This is a genomic window from Streptomyces sp. NPDC033966 (assembly GCF_055575955.1).
The window spans coordinates 141,597-157,962 of record NZ_JBVIRQ010000007.1 but is presented as its reverse complement, the minus strand read 5'-3'; the positions used below and the strand labels follow the sequence as shown (position 1 = coordinate 157,962).

Sequence of the window (16,366 nt, the reverse complement as noted above, 5' to 3'; positions counted from 1 at the left end):
CCGACGGTGGCGTCCGGGTCATGCTGGAACGCATGTTCCTGACGATCAGCACCACCGGCACGACGGAGAATCCAGCTACTGACCTGGGATTTCTGCTGCACAAGCATCCCGGGAAGGCGCAGGCGTTCTCCACCTCGCACGGCATCGCCCACGTGTTCTACCCCGAGGCCACGGCCGAACGGTGCACGGCCGCGCTGCTGCTCGAGGTGGACCCCGTCGCGCTGGTTCGGCGCGGCCAGGGCAAGGGGCGGGGCGGGGCACCAGACGCCGCCCTCGCCCAGTACGTCAACGACCGCCCGTACGCGGCCTCCTCGCTGCTCGCCGTCGCGCTCAGCGGGGTCTTCCGCACGGCCCTCAAGGGCCAGTGCGCCCTGCGCCCCGAACTGCCGGGCCGCCCGCGCCCGCTGCGGATCGAGGTCCCGGTGCTGCCCGCCCGGGGCGGCCCGGAGCTGGTGCGCCGCCTGTTCGGCCCACTGGGCTGGGACCGGGTGGAGAGCGGGCCGATCGCGCTGGACGAGCGGTTCCCCGAGTGGGGTGACAGCCGCTACGTGCGGCTCGTGCTGGAGGGCGGGCTCAGGCTGGAGGACGCCCTGCGCCAGCTGTACGTGCTGCTGCCCGTCCTCGACGACGCCAAGCACTACTGGATCGCCCCCGACGAGGTCGACAAGCTGCTGCGCGCCGGGGACGGCTGGCTGGCCGCGCACCCCGAGCACGCGCTGATCACCGCCCGCTACCTGGCCCGCCACAAGCGGCTCACCCAGAACGCCATGGAGCGCCTGGAGCTGGCCCGGCTGGCCGAGGCCGACGGGAGCGAGGCCGAGGAACTCGACAACGCCGTGGACGGGACCCCGGACGGCTCCGACGAGACACCGGAGGCACCGGAGACACCCGAGACCCCCGCGGCCCCCGAGGCTCCGGAGCGGTCCGTTCCGCTCGCCGTGCGCCGGCGTGACGCGATCCTCGGCGCCCTGCGCGAGGCCGGCGCCCAGCGGGTGCTCGACCTCGGCTGCGGCGAGGGACACCTCGTGCAGGCCCTGCTCAAGGACCCGGCGTACACCGAGATCCTCGGCGTCGACGTGTCCGTGCGGGCGCTGACCACCGCCGCCCGCCGGCTGCGGCTGGAGCGGATGGGGGAGCGCCAGAGCTCCCGCGTCCGGCTGCTCCAGGGCTCGCTCGCCTACACCGACAAGCGGCTCGCCGGGTACGACGCGGCCGTGCTCAGCGAGGTCATCGAGCACCTCGACCTGCCCCGGCTGCCCGCGCTGGAGTACGCCGTCTTCGCCGCGGCCCGCCCCCGCACCGTCCTCGTGACCACCCCGAACGTCGAGTACAACGTCCGCTGGGAGTCCCTGCCCGCCGGACACGTCCGGCACCGCGACCACCGCTTCGAGTGGACCCGCGAGGAGTTCCGCGCCTGGGCCGCCCGCGTCGCCGCCCGGCACGGCTACACCGTCGCCCACGTACCCGTCGGCGACGAGGACCCCGAGGTCGGAGCCCCGACCCAGATGGCCGTCTTCACCATCACCACCGAGACCCCGAAGGAGGGCGAGGCGGCATGACCACCCCCACCACCGGCCGCACGGCCGACCGCGCGACCCACCGCGTGCTCCCCGTCACCGACCTGTCCCTCGTCGTCCTCATCGGCGCCACCGGATCGGGCAAGTCCACCTTCGCCCGCAAGCACTTCAAGCCCACCGAGATCCTCTCCTCCGACTACTGCCGGGGCCTGGTCGCCGACGACGAGAACGACCAGAGCGCCAGCAAGGACGCCTTCGAGGTGCTCCACTACATCGCCGGCAAGCGGCTGGCCGCCGGACGGCTCACCGTCGTGGACGCCACCAGCGTCCAGCAGGAGTCCCGCCGCGCCCTGGTCCGCCTGGCCCGCGAGCACGACGTCCTGCCGATCGCGATCGTCCTCGACATGCCCGAGTCGGTCTGCGCCGAGCGCAACGCCGCCCGCCCCGACCGGGCCGGACTGCCCCGCCGGGTCATCCAGCGGCACCGCTCCGAGCTGCGCCGCTCCCTGCGCGGCCTGGAACGCGAGGGGTTCCGCAAGGTGCACGTCCTGCGCACGGTGGAGGAGGCCGACTCCGCCGAAGTGGTGCTGGAGAAGCGCTTCAACGACCTCACCCACCTCACCGGCCCCTTCGACATCGTCGGCGATATCCACGGCTGCTCCTCCGAGCTGGAGACCCTGCTCGCCGAACTCGGCTACGAGGACGGTGTCCACCCCGCCGGCCGCACCGCCGTCTTCGTCGGCGACCTCGTCGACCGCGGCCCCGACAGCCCCGGCGTGCTGCGCCGGGTGATGGGCATGGTCAAGTCCGGCAACGCCCTGTGCGTGCCCGGGAACCACGAGAACAAGCTCGGCCGTTACCTCAAGGGGTCCAAGGTCCAGCAGACCCACGGCCTCGCCGAGACCGTCGAGCAGCTCTCCCGGGAGAGCGAGGAGTTCGTCAAGGAGGTCAGGGAGTTCATCGCCGGCCTGGTCAGCCACTACGTCCTGGACGGCGGCAGGCTGGTCGTCTGCCACGCCGGGCTGCCCGAGAAGTACCACGGCCGCACCTCCGGCCGGGTCCGCTCGCACGCCCTGTACGGCGAGACCACCGGCGAGACCGACGAGTTCGGCCTGCCCGTGCGCTACCCGTGGGCCGAGGACTACCGCGGCAAGGCGGTCGTGGTCTACGGCCACACCCCCGTCCCGGACACCACCTGGATCAACAACACCATCTGCCTCGACACCGGCGCCGTCTTCGGAGGCCGGATGACCGCCCTGCGCTGGCCCGAGCGCGAACTGGTCGACGTGCCGGCCGAGAAGGTCTGGTACGAGCCGGTCAAGCCGCTCGCCGCCGAGGTGCCGGGAGGCCACGAGGGGCGCCCGCTCGACCTGGCCGACGTCCACGGCCGGCGGGTCGTGGAGACCCGCCACCTGGGCAACGTCGGCGTCCGCGAGGAGAACGCGGCCGCCGCCCTGGAGGTCATGAGCCGCTTCGCCGTGGATCCCCGGCTGGTGCCGTACCTGCCGCCGACCATGGCGCCGACGGCCACCTCGGCGGAGCCGGGCTTCCTGGAGCACCCCGCCGAGGCCTTCGCCCAGTACCGGGCCGACGGCATCGGCCGGGTGGTGTGCGAGGAGAAGCACATGGGCTCCCGCGCCACCGTCCTGCTGTGCCGGGACGGGGCGGCGGCCCGCGAGCGGTTCGGCGTCGAGGGCGGCCCCACCGGCTCCCTCTACACCCGCACCGGCCGGCCCTTCTTCCCGGACCCCCGGGTCACCGAGGAGTTCCTCGCCCGGCTGCGCGCGGCGGTCGACCGTGCGGGCCTGTGGGAGGAACTCGGCACGGACTGGCTGCTGTTCGACGGGGAGCTGCTGCCCTGGTCCCTGAAGTCCACGGGTCTGCTCCGCAACCAGTACGCGGCCGTGGGCGCCGCCTCCCGCGCCGTCCTGCCGGACGCCGTAGCCGCCCTGGAGGCGGCCGCGGCCCGGGGCGTGGACACCGGGGCGCTGCTGGAGCGCCAGCGCGGACGGGCGGCGGACGCCGCCGCGTTCACCGAGGCGTACCGGCGCTACTGCTGGAGCACCGACGGGCTGGACGGCGTACGTTTCGCGCCGTTCCAGCTGCTCGCGGCCGCCGGCCGGTCGCTGGCGGCAGTACCGCACGACGAGCAGCTCGCCTGGCTGGACCGGCTCGCGGACGCCGACGAGGGCACGGACGCGCCGCTGCTGCGCCGGACCCGCCGGGTGTACGTGGACACCGGCGACGAGGAGTCCGTCCGGGCGGGCACCGAGTGGTGGCTGGAGCTGACCGCCGCCGGCGGTGAGGGCGTGGTCGTCAAGCCGCTCCAGGCGTACGCCCGGGACGGCAAGGGACGGCTGGTGCAGCCCGGGGTGAAGGTCCGAGGGCGCGAGTACCTGAGGATCGTCTACGGGCCGGAGTACGCGCGTCCGGAGCAGCTGGAGCGGCTGCGCCAGAGGTTCCTGGGGCACAAGCGCTCGCTCGCGCTGCGCGAATACGCGCTCGGCCTGGAGGCGCTGGACCGGCTGGCGGCGGGGGAGCCGCTGTGGCGGGTCCACGAGCCGGTGTTCGCCGTGCTCGCCCTGGAGTCGGAGCCGGTCGACCCGCGCCTGTGACCCGTCACGGGTGGCGGCCCGGGTGGCGGCACGGCGTAAAGGGACGGCGTAAAGGGACGGCGTAAAGCGGCAGCCCCCGTACGGCCTCGAATTAGGTCGTATGGGGGAACTTTCCCGCGGAAGCCCCGGGAAAGCGGCGGCGGGATCGTTCATCCAGGGCAGCGGAGTGTCCGCGACCCAGGAAGGACGGAACGTCACCTATGAAGATGACCGCGCGCGGAAGCATTGCGGCGCTCATGACCTGTATGGCCGCGGCCGGCGCGGCCTCCCCGGCCATGGCCGACTCGGTCCCGGTGGGTGTCCCGCTGGAGGCGGTGGAGACCACGCTGGGCGTGCCGGCCCCGCACCTGGCCACCGGGGTCCCGGTGCCGCTCGTCGGCTCCCCGGAGGCGCCCCGGTTCCACCAGGGCGACCTGCTGCCGACCCCGCTGCTCCCGGTGGTCCCGATCGCCGCCGACCTGGGGGCCACCCGCCTCACCTCCCCGGTGCCCAACCTGTTGGGCGAGCCGGAGACGGACGGCGAGGGCTCCCTGGAGTCCCCGGCCACCACCCTCCTCACCCGCACCCCCGGTCTGGTCGTCGGTGCCCCGCTGACGATGCCGGACGCGAGCAACAAGGGCGTCCCGAACCTGGCCCTCCCGAACCTGGGCCTGGCCGCCCCCGACGTCATCGGCACCCCGACGGCACTTCTCGGCCTGCGCTGACCGGGGTCAGCCGACGCGAGGTCAAAAAGCCGCCCGGTCTGGGAATGTGTACGGCATGGGATTCCATGTCGACTCCGAGACCGGGCGGCTGCGCCGCGTCATCCTCCACCGGCCCGACCTGGAGCTGAAGCGGCTCACACCAAGCAACAAGGACGCCCTGCTCTTCGACGACGTGCTGTGGGTGCGCCGGGCCCGCCAGGAGCACGACGGATTCGCGGACGTGCTCCGCGACCGCGGTGTCGCCGTCCACCTCTTCGGCGACCTGCTCCGTGAGGTCCTCGACGTCCCCGAGGCCCGGCACCTCGTACTGGACCGGGTCTTCGACGAGAAGGAGTACGGTCCGCTCGCCACCGAGCACCTGCGGGCGGTCTTCGGCGGGCTTCCCTCCGCCGCCCTCGCGGAGGCCCTGGTCGGCGGCATGACCAAGCGGGAGTTCCTGGAGCGGCACGCCGAGCCGGTCTCGGTGCGCTTCCACGCCCTCGACATGGACGGCTTCCTGCTGGGGCCGCTGCCCAACCACCTCTTCACGCGCGACACCTCCGCCTGGATCTACGACGGGGTGTCCATCAACGCCATGCGCTGGCCCGCCCGCCAGCGCGAGACCGTGCACTTCGAGGCCATCTACCGGCACCACCCGCTGTTCACCGGCTCCGGCCCCTTCCACTACTGGTCGCAGGGCCAGGCCGACTACCCCTCGACCATCGAGGGCGGGGACGTCCTGGTCATCGGCAACGGCGCCGTACTGATCGGGATGAGCGAGCGGACCACCCCGCAGGCGGTGGAGATGCTGGCCCGGGGGATGTTCGCGGCCGGCTCGGCCTCCGTCATCGTGGCCCTGGACATGCCCAAGCGGCGTGCCTTCATGCACCTGGACACGGTGATGACGATGGTCGACGCAGATACGTTCACTCAGTACGCCGGGCTCGGCATGCTGCGCTCCTACACGATCCGGCCGGGCGAGGGGGCGAGCGAGCTGCGGGTCAGCGACCACCCGCCGGAGCACATGCACCGGGCCATCGCCGCAGCGCTGGGACTGGACAAGGTGCGGGTGCTCACCGCCACGCAGGACGTGCACTCGGCGGAGCGCGAGCAGTGGGACGACGGGTGCAACGTGCTGGCCGTGGAGCCGGGGGTGGTCGTCGCCTACGAGCGGAACGTCACCACCAATACCCACCTGCGCAAGGAGGGCATCGAGGTGATCGAGATCCCCGGCAGCGAGCTGGGGCGCGGCCGGGGCGGTCCGCGCTGCATGAGCTGCCCGGTGGAGCGGGACGCGGTGTGATGGTCGAGGTGTGACGGCCGAGGTGTGACAGTCGAGGTGTGACGGCCGTGTGATGTGATCCACTGTTCCGTATATCAATGCAGTGGATCGTATAGACTTCCAGCATCCCCTGTCGGCGCCACTCTGGAGCGACCCCATGTCCACCGACCTCTTCGGCCGCAGCTTCCTCAAGGAGCTCGACTTCACCGCCGCCGAGTTCCGCGGCCTCGTCGAGCTCGCGGCCGAACTCAAGGCGGCCAAGAAGGCCGGGACCGAGCAGCGCCGGCTCCAGGGGAAGAACCTCGCGCTGATCTTCGAGAAGACCTCCACGCGCACCCGCTGCGCCTTCGAGGTCGCCGCCGCCGACCAGGGCGCCCACACCGTCTACCTCGACCCCTCCGGCTCCCAGATGGGCCACAAGGAGTCCGTCCGGGACACGGCGCGGGTGCTCGGCCGGATGTTCGACGGCATCGAGTACCGGGGCGACAGCCAGCAGGCCGTGGAGGAGCTGGCCGCCCAATCCGGCGTGCCCGTCTTCAACGGCCTCACCGACGACTGGCACCCCACCCAGATGCTCGCCGACGTGCTCACCATGACCGAGCACAGCACCAAGCCGCTGGAGCAGATCTCCTTCGCCTACCTGGGCGACGCCCGCTTCAACATGGGCAACTCGTACCTGGTGACCGGCGCCCTGCTGGGCATGGACGTACGCATCGTCGCGCCGGAGGCGTACTGGCCGGCCGAGGCCGTCGTGGCGCGGGCCCGCGAGCTCGCCGCGGGGAGCGGGGCCCGGATCACCCTGACCGAGGAGGTCGCGGAGGGCGTGGCGCAGGCCGACTTCGTGGCCACGGACGTGTGGGTCTCGATGGGCGAGCCCAAGGAGGTCTGGGACGAGCGGATCGGGGCCCTGGCCCCGTACGCCGTCACCATGGACGTGCTGCGCGCGACCGGCAACCCGGACGTGAAGTTCCTGCACTGCCTGCCCGCCTACCACGACCTGGGCACCAAGGTCGCCAGGGAGGTCCACGAGCGGCACGGCCTGGACTCGCTGGAGGTCACTGACGAGGTGTTCGAGTCCGCGCACTCCGTCGTGTTCGACGAGGCCGAGAACCGGCTGCACACCATCAAGGCGGTCCTCGTCGCGACGCTCGCCAAGCCCGCCGCGTAGCCGGCCGCATACTCGGCCGCATAGTCATGCGGGCTCCGGCGGCGGGGTGCGGGCGGTCAGGCGGTCGCCGTCGCCCGGCTCGGCAGGGTGAACCAGACGGCCTTGCCGCGCGGGGTGGGCCGGTGGCCGCAGGCCGAGCTGAGGGCCCGGATCAGCAGCAGCCCGCGGCCGCCCTCCTGCCACGGGTCGGGGTGCGGCCCGGGGCGGCCGGCGGTGAGGTCGCCCGGCGGTTGCGGATCGCCGTCGTGCACCTCCACCTGGCAGCCGTGCGCCCGGAGCTCCACGACCAGCTCGATCGGGGCCCCCTCGGCGGTGTGCTCGACGGCGTTGGCCACCAGCTCGGCGGTCAGCAGCTCCGCCGTGTCGCTGTCGGGGCACCGGACGGCGTCGGTGAGCGCGGTGCGGATCAGGGCGCGGGCCATGGGTACGGCGGCGGTCGTGTGCGGGAGGGCGATCCGCCAGGCGGAGGTGTCGTGCACGGCGTGTCCGTCCTTCCGTGAGGGTGGGCGCGGGGGACGCGTGGGGTGCGTGGGAGGGCGGGGTTGTGGAGATGCGGGGGATGTTCCGGATTCAACGATACGGACCGGGCTGCGGGCTCCGTAGGGCACCCCGGCGCAACGCCTGGGGACCGGCGCGGGGACCGTCGGGACCTTCGCCCCGTGTGTGCCGCCCCGTCCAGACCTGCGTAGACCTGCACAGCCCCGTATCGCCTTGTCGCGCCTTGTGCTGCTGTCGGGTGACGGCTTGTCGCGTTTCTCTGACGGCGGTCACGATTCGGTGATAGCTTCGGTGGTGTGAGCCCCTTCACCGGTTCCACACCAGAGACCGAACGGTGGCGCCACCTGCGGGTGACCCGGCAGGACGGCGTGGCCACCGTCACCCTCGACCGCCCCGAGAAGCTGAACGCGCTCACCTTCGGCGCCTACGCCGACCTGCGCGATCTGCTCGCCGAACTGTCCCGCACCCGCTCCGTGCGCGCCCTCGTCCTCGCCGGCGAGGGCCGCGGCTTCTGCTCCGGCGGGGACGTGGACGAGATCATCGGCGCCACCCTCGCCATGGACACCGCCCAGCTCCTCGACTTCAACCGGATGACCGGCCAGGTGGTCCGCGCCATCCGCGAATGCCCCTTCCCCGTGATCGCCGCCGTGCACGGGGTGGCCGCCGGAGCCGGGGCCGTGCTCGCCCTCGCCGCCGACTTCCGGATCGCCGACCCCTCCGCCCGCTTCGCCTTCCTCTTCACCCGCGTCGGCCTCTCCGGCGGCGACATGGGCGCCGCCTACCTGCTGCCCCGGGTCGTCGGCCTCGGCCACGCCACCCGGCTGCTGATGCTCGGTGAGCCCGTACGCGCCGCCGAGGCCGAGCGGATCGGCCTGCTCAGCGAACTCGTCGACGAGGGCAAGGCCGACGCCCGCGCCGCCGAACTCGCCGCCCGCCTCGCCGCCGGACCCGCCCTCGCCCACGCCCAGACCAAGGCCCTGCTCACCGCCGAGCTGGACATGCCCCTGGCCGCCTCGGTGGAACTCGACGCCAACACCCAGGCCCTGCTGATGAACGGCCAGGACTACGCCGAGTTCCACGCCGCCTTCACCGCGAAGCGGCCCCCGGAGTGGAAGGGCAGGTAGCCGCATGTCCGCGAGCACCATGCGGGTCGCCGTCGTCGGCGGCGGACCCGGCGGGCTCTACACCGCCGCGCTGCTGGCCCGCCAGGGGCACACGGTGGAGCTCTGGGAACGGAACGCCCCCGACGACACCTTCGGCTTCGGCGTGGTGCTCTCGGACGAGACCCTCGGCGGCATCGAGCGCGCCGACACCGTCGTCCACGCCGCCCTCGCCGCCGAGTTCGTCCGCTGGGACGACGTGGACGTCGTGCACCGCGGCCGGCTGCTGACCTCCGGCGGCCACGGCTTCGCCGCCCTCGGCCGCCGCCGCCTCCTGGAGATCCTCCACGAACGCTGCGCCGGCCTCGGCGTACGCCTGCGCTTCCGCGCCGAGGCGCCCGACGCCTTCGCCCTGGCCGGTGCGTACGACCTGGTGGTCGCCGCGGACGGGGTGCACAGCGCCACCCGCGCGCGCGGCGCCGCCCGCTTCCGGCCGACCGAGGCCCCCGGACGCTGCCGGTACGTCTGGCTCGCCGCCGACTTCGCCTTCGACTCCTTCCGCTTCGAGATCGCCGAGACCGAGCACGGGGTCATGCAGCTGCACGGCTACCCGTACGCGCCCGACTCCTCCACCGTCATCGTGGAGATGCGGGAGGAGGTGTGGCGGGCGGCCGGCCTCGACCTGTGCGACGAGGCCGAATCGGCCTCCCGCTGCGCCAAGACGTTCGCCGAGGCCCTGCACGGCCGGCCGCTGCGCGGCAACCGCTCGGCGTGGACCCGCTTCCGCACCGTCGTCAACGAGCACTGGTCGCACGGCAACGTGGTGCTGCTGGGCGACGCCGCGCACACCGCCCACTTCTCCATCGGCTCCGGCACCAAGCTCGCCGTCGAGGACGCACTCGCCCTCACCGAAGCCCTCGGCCGGCTGCCCGACGTCCCCTCCGCCCTCGCCGCCTACGAGGAGGAGCGGCGCCCGGCCGTGGCCAGCACCCAGCGCGCGGCCGCCGCCAGCATGCGCTGGTTCGAGGACCTCGCCGGCTACGTGGACCAGCCCGCCCGGCAGTTCGCCTTCAACCTGCTCACCCGCAGCCGCCGCGTCACCCACGACAACCTGCGGCTGCGGGACGAACGGTTCACCCGTGCCGTGGAACGCGACTTCGGCTGCCCCGAGGACGCCGACGGCACGGGAACCCCGCCCATGTTCACCCCGTTCACCCTGCGGGGACTCACCCTGCGCAACCGCGTCGTGGTCTCGCCGATGGACATGTACTCGGCCCGGGAGGGCGTGCCCGGCGACTTCCACCTCGTGCACCTGGGCGGGCGGGCCCTCGGCGGAGCCGGGCTGGTCATGACGGAGATGGTGTGCGTCAGCGCCGAAGGCCGCATCACGCCCGGCTGCGCCGGCCTGTGGACCGCGGAGCAGGCGGCCGCCTGGAAGCGGATCGCCGACTTCGTCCACTCCTCGGCGCCCGGTACGGCCCTGGGCGTCCAGCTCGGCCACTCCGGCCGCAAGGGCTCCACCCGGCTGATGTGGGAGGGCATGGACGAACCGCTCCCGGACGGCAACTGGCCCCTGGCCGCCGCCTCCGCGCTGCCCTACAAGCCCGGGGTCTCCGCCGTCCCGCGCGCCCTGGAGGCCGCCGACCTCGCCGCGATCCGCTCCGATTTCGCGGCCGCCGCCGTCCGCGCCGCCGACTGCGGCTTCGACCTGCTGGAACTGCACTGCGCCCACGGCTACCTGCTGTCCGGGTTCCTCTCCCCGCTCACCAACCACCGCGAGGACGCCTACGGCGGGCCCCTGGAGAACCGGCTCCGTTTCCCCCTGGAGGTCTTCGACGCCGTCCGGGAAGTCTGGCCCGGGGACCGGCCGATGACGGTCCGCCTCTCGGCCACCGACTGGGCGCCCGGCGGCACCACGCCGGAAGAGGCCGAACGGATCGCGGCCGCCTTCGCCGCCCACGGCGCCGACGCCGTCGACGTCTCCACCGGGCAGGTCGTCGCCGAAGAGGCCCCGGAGTACGGGCGCTCCTACCAGACCCCCTACGCCGACCGGATCCGCAACGCCCTCGGCGTCCCCGTCATCGCCGTCGGCGCGATCTCCTCGTGGGACGACGTCAACTCCCTGCTGCTGGCTGGGCGTGCCGACCTCTGCGCGCTCGGCCGCCCGCACCTGTACGACCCGCACTGGACGCTGCACGCGGCGGCCGAACAGGGGTACGCGGGCCCCGGCGCCCCGTGGCCCGCCCCTTACCGCGCCGGCAGCCGCAGGCCCCCGACCGGCAAGGGTTAGGGGGTGTCCCGGGCCGTCAGCGCTTCCAGCACGACCCGGTCCTCCACCGGGGTGTAGCCGAGGCGCTGGTAGACGCCGTTGCTGGTGGGGTTGGCCAGGTCGGTGAAGAGCAGCACTTCGGCCGCCCCGGCGGCGTACGCGGCCCCGCTCGTCGCGTGCGTCACCCCGGCGGCGTAGCCGCGGCCCCGGTCGGCGGGCGGGGTGTAGACGGGGCCGACGCGGGAGACGGCGGCGATCGGGCGGGAGAAGCCGGCCAGTGACACCGGCCGGCCGTCGTGCTCCCAGAGCAGCAGCCCGCCGTACGAGATCCGGTCGCGCAGGGGAGCCGCGGAGGAGCCGGCGGGGATGCCGCACTCCCGGTTGAAGGCCTCGACCCACTCCAGGAGCAGGGGCAGGTCCGCCTCGGTGGCGGGCCGCGCCCGGCCCAAGGGGGCGGGGTCGGGTGCGGCCAGGGTGCCCAGCCGGTACAGGCGCAGCTCCTCGGCGACGCGGGCCGGCGTCCCCCACGCCGCCGCCAGCGTCTCCGCGTCGGCGCGGCGGGCGTTGAACCCGCCGACGCGGGTGCGCAGCGGGTCGGAGCCGAGTGCGCCCGCCAGGGCCCGGACGGCCTCGGGGGGCGCGGCGCCGAGCAGCAGCGGGAACGGCGGTGTGTGCAGCAGGGCCCCGTCGACGGCCCCGTCGGCGCCGGTCCACCAGCCGAAGAGGGGTTCGCCGTCGCCGAAGGCCTGCGGGCCCCGCCGCTCCAGGGCGTCGCTGACGGTCAGGAGGGTGGTGTTGACGACGGGCTGCGCGGCCACGGCCGGGCGCGCGGCGGCCAGGTAGGACGCCAGATCAGTGCTGAAGGTCCATGTCATGCCCCATCGTGTCGGGGGCCGGGAGCCTGCCGCACCGGGTTTTCCGGCGGGCGCGCGCACCGGTGGGCGCACGCTCCCCCGTGCGGGGGAGACCGTATCCCCGCACGGGGGAGGAGCGGGCGCCCGGCCGCTGGGATCTTGGGAATGCGAACAGGAGCCGGCCGGGCCGGCCGCAGGCCATCGGACGAGGGGGAACCATGAACGGCACGCACAGGCACACGTACGCGTACAGGCGCGCACACGCCACCCGGGCGGGGCTTCGCGGACGCGCCCTACGGCCGCTGCCGCACGAAGAGCGCGCCCGGGTCGCGCAGCCGGCTGTGGAGCTCCGTGAAGACGGCCGCGGCGCGGTCGCCCGGCCAGTTCGCCGGGAGGAGCTCGCGGGGCAGGCCCGGGTCGGCGTAGGGCAGTCGCCGCCAGGTGTCCAGGGCGGCCAGGTAGGCCCGGTAGGCGGCCTCGGGGGTGGGCTCGGGGCCCGACTGGAGGGCGCGGAGGACCGGTTCGTGCTGGTCGAGGAAGTCCTCGTGCTGCTTGGCCAGTGCGGTCAGGTCCCACCAGCGGGCCACCGCCTCGGCGGTGGGGGCGAAACCGGTGTGGGCGCCGCGGAAGAGCTCCACGTATCCGGTCAGGTGCAGCCGCTCCAGGGTGTGCTCGGTCTCCTCGGCCAGCTGGGCGGGGGCGATCCACACACCCGGCGCGACCGCGCCGAAGCCCAGCCGGGCCAGGCGCGAGCGCAGCAGGTGCCGCTTGTGCCGTTCCTGCTCCGGGACGGAGAAGACCGCGACCAGCCACTCCGGGGACACCGGCGCGGTTCCGTAGATCCGCCGGTCCCCGTCCTCCAGCAGCAGCCGGGCCTCCTCGGACGGCTCGTACCCGGCCGAGCCGTCGGCGGCCTTGGCGGGCACCAGGAAGCCGCGCCGCTTCAGCCGGGACACCGAGGAGCGGACGGAGGGCGCGTCGACCCCGGCCGCGCCCAGCAGGCGGACCAGCGCGGACACCGGGACGGCGCCCTCGAAGGACCGCCCGTAGGCGCCGTAGAAGGTGACGATCAGAGATCGCGGAGTGTGCTGCTCGACCACGGGTTCACTCTAGAGCGCGGAGCCGGAACCGTTGGAGCTTGCCGGTGGGGGTGCGCGGCAGCGCGGGCAGGAAGACGAAGGTGCGGGGGCACTTGTGGGGGGCCAGCTCCCCCTTCATGAAGGTCCGCAGGGCCTCCTCCGTCAGCACCGCCCCGTCGCGCGGCACGGTGTACGCCACCACGATCTGCCCGCGCCGCTCGTCCGGGCGGCCGACGACGGCGGCCTCCGCCACGTCCGGATGGCGCAGCAGGGCCTCTTCGACCTCGGGGCCGGCGATGTTGTAGCCCGAGGAGATGATCATGTCGTCGGCGCGGGCGACGTAGCGGAAGTAGCCGTCGGGGTCGCGGACGTAGGTGTCGCCGGTCAGGTTCCAGCCGTCCCGGACGTACTCGCCCTGCCGTGGGTCGGCGAGGTAGCGGCAGCCCACCGGCCCGCGCACGGCCAGCAGCCCGGGCTCGTTGTCGGCGACGGGCCGCCCGGAGGGGTCCACCACCCGTGCCTCCCAGCCCGGTACCACCCGGCCGGTGGTACCGGGACGGATGTCCTCGTCGGCGGCGGAGATGAAGATGTGCAGCAGCTCGGTGGCCCCGATGCCGTTGATGATCCGCAGTCCGGTGCGCTCGTACCAGGCCCGCCAGGTCGCGGCGGGCAGGTTCTCGCCGGCCGAGACGCAGCGGCGCAGCGCCGACAGGTCGTAGGCCCCCGTGTCGTACGGGCCCAGGGTGTCCAGCATCGACCGGTACGCGGTGGGCGCCGTGAACAGCACCGTGACCCGGTGCTCGGCGAGGGCGGGCAGCAGCACCCGGGGCGTGGCCTGCTCCAGGAGCAGCGCGCAGGCGCCGGCGCGCAGCGGGAAGACGACCAGTCCGCCGAGGCCGAAGGTGAACCCGAGTGGCGGACTGCCCGCGAACACGTCGTCGGGGCGCGGCCGCAGGACGCGGCGGGAGAAGGTGTCGGCGACGGCGAGGAGGTCGCGGTGGAAGTGCATGCAGCCTTTGGGCCGGCCCGTGGTCCCGGAGGTGAAGGCGATGAGCGCGACGTCGTCGGCGGAGGTCGCGACGGCCGGGTAGGGGGCGGTGTGGGCCTCGGCGAGCCGCAGCAGGTCGTCCCCGGCCGCGCCGCCGTAGGGGGTGATCCGCAGTCCGGGCACCTCGGCCTTGGCGAGGTCGTCGAGGGCGTCGACGTGGCACAGGGCGTGCCGCACCTCGGCCATGGCGCACACCGTGGCCAGCTCCTGGGCGCGCTGCTGGGCCAGTACGGTGACGGCGACCGCGCCCGCCTTCATCACCGCCAGCCAGCAGGCCGCGAGCCAGGGGCCGGTGGGCCCGCGCAGCAGCACCCGGTTGCCGGGGACGACGCCGAGATCGATGGTGAGGACGTGGGCGAGGGCGTCGACGCGCTCGCGGAGCTCCCCGTACGACCACACGCCGCCGGCGCCGTCGCGGAAGGCGGGCCGGTCGGGGCCGAAGCGCTCGATGGTGGCGTCGAGCAGTTCGGTGCCGCAGTTCAGCCGGTCCGGGTAGGCCAGTTCGGGCAGCTCGAAGAGGAGCTGCGGCCAGGCGTGGGCGGGCGGCAGGTTATCGCGGGCAAAAGTGTCGGCGTGAGCGGATGGCTTGAGCTCCAAGGCGGGTTCGCCCCCTTGCAACGTCCGGATTTTGTGGTGGAGCCGGCCGTGCGAATGCCTTCCGAGCGTATCGTGATGGTGACGGCAGTCAACAGGACGCGATAAGAGTGTCGACAGGACTTGGGGGCATTCGCATGGCCGGATTCGCGCTCGGGGCGGAGCAAGAGGAATGGTGCGGCCGGTTGCGCGCCCTGTCGCGCGAGCGGCTGAGGCCGCTCGCCGAGAAGGGCGAGCCCGGACGGGTGAACCGGCCCCTGCTCGCCGAGCTGGGGGAACTGGGCCTGCTGGAGCGGGTCTTCGGCTCGGGGGCGCTGGAGCTGTGCCTGCTGCGGGAGTCCCTCGCCTACGGCTGCACAGAGGCGGAGACGGCCCTCGCCCTCCAGGGACTCGGGGCGCACCCGGTGCTCCGGTCGGGCAGCGCGGCCCAGCGGGAGCGGTGGCTCCCGGGGGTCCGGGCCGGCCGGCACGTGGCGGCCTTCGCGCTGAGCGAGCCCGGCGCCGGCTCCGACGCCGCGGCCCTCGCCCTGACGGCGGAGGCGGACGGGCCGGGCTGGCGGCTGACGGGCGGCAAGTGCTGGATCTCCAACGCCCCCGAGGCCGACTTCTACACCGTCTTCGCCCGTACGGGTGAGGCGGCGGGGTCGAAGGGCATCACGGCCTTCCTGGTCCCGGCGGACCGCCCGGGGCTGACCGGCGAGGCCCTGGAGATGCTCTCCCCGCACCCGATCGGCTCGCTCGCCTTCGACGGCGTGCCCGTCGGCCGGGAGGACGTACTGGGCGAGCCCGGGCAGGGGTTCCGCGTCGCGATGGAGACGCTGAACCTCTTCCGTCCCAGCGTGGGCGCCTTCGCGGTCGGCATGGCGCGCGCCGCGCTCGACGCGACCGTGGCCCACACCGCCGGCCGGACCGCCTTCGGCGGGGTGCTCGCCGACCTCCAGGCGGTCGCGCACCGGGTCGCCGAGATGGCCACCCGCACCGAGGCCGCCCGGCTGCTGGTGTACGCGGCGGCCGGCGCGTACGACAGCGGCGCGGCCGACGTTCCGGGTCGCGCCGCCATGGCCAAGCTCCTCGCCACGGAGACGGCCCAGTACGTGGTGGACCACGCCGTCCAGCTGCACGGCGCGGCCGCCCTGCGCCGGGGGCACCTGCTGGAGCACCTCTACCGGGAGGTGCGGGCGCCCAGGATCTACGAGGGGGCGAGCGAGGTCCAGCGCACCATCATCGCCAAGGAGCTCTACCGGGGGGTGGCGGCGCGATGACCACCGAACGCCTCAACCCCCCGGAGCTGTCCCCGGCCACCGGCTTCTCCCACGCGGTGTCGGCCACCGGCTCGCGGATCGTCTTCCTGGCCGGCCAGACCGCGCTGGACGGCTCAGGGAAGGTGGTCGGCGGGAGCCTGCCCGAGCAGTTCGAGCGGGCCCTGGGCAACCTGCTGACCGCCCTGGCCGCGGCCGGCGGCCACCCGTCCGACCTGGCCCGGGTGACGGTGTACGCGGTGGACGTGGAGGCCTACCGCGCGCACGCCGCCGAACTGGGCCGTATCTGGCGCCGCCTCGCGGGCCGCGACTACCCGGCGATGGCGGTGGTCGGAGTGGTCCGCCTGTGGGACACCGAGGCCCAGCTCGAACTGGACGGCATCGCGGTGCTCCCGTAGGG

Annotated in this window: 13 protein-coding genes; 9 read left to right on the top strand and 4 right to left on the bottom strand. The window is 73.9% G+C overall.

The window, feature by feature from the left end; genetic code table 11:
- Positions 1 to 32: 32 nt before the first annotated feature.
- From ACZ518_RS21485 to argF, 5 genes are all read left to right on the top strand, one after another.
- The gene (locus ACZ518_RS21485) at positions 33 to 1,559 is read left to right on the top strand and encodes a 3' terminal RNA ribose 2'-O-methyltransferase Hen1 (RefSeq protein ID WP_469114595.1); all 1,527 of its coding nucleotides are present in this window, start codon (positions 33 to 35) and stop codon (positions 1,557 to 1,559) included.
- On the top strand, positions 1,556 to 4,132 hold the full coding sequence (locus ACZ518_RS21480) for a polynucleotide kinase-phosphatase (protein ID WP_469114594.1): 2,577 nt from the start codon (positions 1,556 to 1,558) through the stop codon (positions 4,130 to 4,132). The genes ACZ518_RS21485 and ACZ518_RS21480 overlap by 4 nt, the downstream gene beginning before the upstream one ends.
- Positions 4,133 to 4,368: 236 nt before the next feature.
- On the top strand, positions 4,369 to 4,836 hold the full coding sequence (locus tag ACZ518_RS21475; RefSeq protein ID WP_469114593.1) for a hypothetical protein: 468 nt from the start codon (positions 4,369 to 4,371) through the stop codon (positions 4,834 to 4,836).
- Between the two features lie 55 nt (positions 4,837 to 4,891).
- The gene (locus tag ACZ518_RS21470) at positions 4,892 to 6,118 is read left to right on the top strand and encodes an arginine deiminase (RefSeq protein WP_469114592.1); all 1,227 of its coding nucleotides are present in this window, start codon (positions 4,892 to 4,894) and stop codon (positions 6,116 to 6,118) included.
- Positions 6,119 to 6,254: 136 nt separating this feature from the next.
- Complete coding sequence (gene argF, locus ACZ518_RS21465) at positions 6,255 to 7,265, top strand: ornithine carbamoyltransferase (RefSeq protein WP_469114591.1); 1,011 nt, start codon at positions 6,255 to 6,257, stop codon at positions 7,263 to 7,265.
- Positions 7,266 to 7,321: 56 nt separating this feature from the next.
- Here argF and ACZ518_RS21460 read toward each other — a convergent pair whose 3' ends face one another.
- Complete coding sequence (locus tag ACZ518_RS21460) at positions 7,322 to 7,744, bottom strand: ATP-binding protein (RefSeq protein ID WP_469114590.1); 423 nt, start codon at positions 7,742 to 7,744, stop codon at positions 7,322 to 7,324.
- Between the two features lie 315 nt (positions 7,745 to 8,059).
- On the opposite strand from ACZ518_RS21460, the gene ACZ518_RS21455 reads away from it, so the two are divergent.
- Both ACZ518_RS21455 and ACZ518_RS21450 read left to right on the top strand, forming a co-directional pair.
- Entirely contained in the window at positions 8,060 to 8,887 is an 828-nt protein-coding gene (locus ACZ518_RS21455) for an enoyl-CoA hydratase family protein (RefSeq protein WP_125814897.1), read from the top strand.
- Between the two features lie 4 nt (positions 8,888 to 8,891).
- Positions 8,892 to 11,153: a bifunctional salicylyl-CoA 5-hydroxylase/oxidoreductase gene (locus ACZ518_RS21450; RefSeq protein ID WP_469114589.1), complete on the top strand. Its 2,262-nt coding sequence runs from the start codon at positions 8,892 to 8,894 to the stop codon at positions 11,151 to 11,153.
- Here the strand turns inward: ACZ518_RS21450 and ACZ518_RS21445 are convergent.
- The 3 genes from ACZ518_RS21445 to ACZ518_RS21435 all read right to left on the bottom strand — a co-directional run bounded on the left by ACZ518_RS21445 (position 11,150) and on the right by ACZ518_RS21435 (position 14,710).
- A complete protein-coding gene (locus ACZ518_RS21445) occupies positions 11,150 to 12,007 on the bottom strand; it encodes a GNAT family N-acetyltransferase (RefSeq protein ID WP_469114588.1) in 858 nt (285 codons plus the stop codon). The two genes, ACZ518_RS21450 and ACZ518_RS21445, sit on opposite strands and share 4 nt — an antisense overlap.
- A 272-nt stretch (positions 12,008 to 12,279) precedes the next feature.
- Positions 12,280 to 13,086, bottom strand: a complete 807-nt coding sequence (locus ACZ518_RS21440) for a PaaX family transcriptional regulator (RefSeq protein WP_469114587.1) — start codon at positions 13,084 to 13,086, stop codon at positions 12,280 to 12,282.
- Positions 13,087 to 13,090: 4 nt separating this feature from the next.
- The gene (locus ACZ518_RS21435; protein WP_469114586.1) at positions 13,091 to 14,710 is read right to left on the bottom strand and encodes an AMP-binding protein; all 1,620 of its coding nucleotides are present in this window, start codon (positions 14,708 to 14,710) and stop codon (positions 13,091 to 13,093) included.
- 134 nt (positions 14,711 to 14,844) lie between these two features.
- Between ACZ518_RS21435 and ACZ518_RS21430 the strand changes: the two genes are divergently transcribed.
- Together ACZ518_RS21430 and ACZ518_RS21425 are read left to right on the top strand one after the other, a co-directional pair.
- Positions 14,845 to 15,969, top strand: a complete 1,125-nt coding sequence (locus ACZ518_RS21430; RefSeq protein ID WP_469114585.1) for an acyl-CoA dehydrogenase family protein — start codon at positions 14,845 to 14,847, stop codon at positions 15,967 to 15,969.
- Positions 15,966 to 16,364, top strand: coding sequence for a RidA family protein (locus tag ACZ518_RS21425; protein ID WP_469114584.1), 399 nt, complete (start codon positions 15,966 to 15,968; stop codon positions 16,362 to 16,364). The genes ACZ518_RS21430 and ACZ518_RS21425 overlap by 4 nt, the downstream gene beginning before the upstream one ends.
- The last annotated feature ends 2 nt before the right edge of the window (positions 16,365 to 16,366 follow it).

Coding starts and splice junctions, on each gene's coding strand:
- ACZ518_RS21475 (WP_469114593.1), top strand. CDS start 4,369: ATGACCTGTATGGCCGCGGCCGGCGCGGCCTCCCCGGCCATGGCCGAC.
- ACZ518_RS21470 (WP_469114592.1), top strand. CDS start 4,892: ATGGGATTCCATGTCGACTCCGAGACCGGGCGGCTGCGCCGCGTCATC.
- ACZ518_RS21430 (WP_469114585.1), top strand. CDS start 14,845: ATGGCCGGATTCGCGCTCGGGGCGGAGCAAGAGGAATGGTGCGGCCGG.
- ACZ518_RS21425 (WP_469114584.1), top strand. CDS start 15,966: ATGACCACCGAACGCCTCAACCCCCCGGAGCTGTCCCCGGCCACCGGC.
- ACZ518_RS21485 (WP_469114595.1), top strand. CDS start 33: ATGTTCCTGACGATCAGCACCACCGGCACGACGGAGAATCCAGCTACT.
- ACZ518_RS21445 (WP_469114588.1), bottom strand. CDS start 12,007: ATGACATGGACCTTCAGCACTGATCTGGCGTCCTACCTGGCCGCCGCG.
- ACZ518_RS21450 (WP_469114589.1), top strand. CDS start 8,892: ATGTCCGCGAGCACCATGCGGGTCGCCGTCGTCGGCGGCGGACCCGGC.
- argF (WP_469114591.1), top strand. CDS start 6,255: ATGTCCACCGACCTCTTCGGCCGCAGCTTCCTCAAGGAGCTCGACTTC.
- ACZ518_RS21480 (WP_469114594.1), top strand. CDS start 1,556: ATGACCACCCCCACCACCGGCCGCACGGCCGACCGCGCGACCCACCGC.